Source organism: Pseudomonas schmalbachii, assembly GCF_017589465.1.
GTDB classification, from domain to species: domain Bacteria; phylum Pseudomonadota; class Gammaproteobacteria; order Pseudomonadales; family Pseudomonadaceae; genus Pseudomonas; species Pseudomonas schmalbachii.
This window is the reverse complement of record NZ_JAELYA010000031.1, coordinates 1-306: the sequence shown is the minus strand read 5'-3', so window position 1 is coordinate 306 and position 306 is coordinate 1. Positions and strand designations below refer to the sequence as shown.

General features: G+C 48.0%; 1 tRNA gene. It reads right to left on the bottom strand.

Features of this window, described 5'->3' with window-relative positions:
• Positions 1-190 precede the first annotated feature (190 nt).
• Positions 191-266: transfer RNA gene (locus tag JFY56_RS24215), tRNA-Ala, on the bottom strand.
• Positions 267-306: the final 40 nt, after the last annotated feature.

The window sequence follows — 306 nt, the reverse complement described above, 5'->3', positions numbered from 1 at the left end:
ACATTCGCCGAAAATTCGCGCTTGAACTCGCAAATTTTACCTTGAGCTAATTAACCATCAGTGAAAATGGTCAATCAGTCACTTCTATCACATACCCAAATTGTTAAAGAACGGTTCTGGCACAAAGTCCAGACATCAAGGTTCGTTTCAGTTCAACCTGAACCTTCATGTCTGAGCTTTCGACGATTAATGGTGGAGCCAAGGAGGATCGAACTCCTGACCTCCTGCGTGCAAAGCAGGCGCTCTCCCAGCTGAGCTATGGCCCCATCGGATCAGCAGCACACCACAACAATTGGTGGGTCTGGG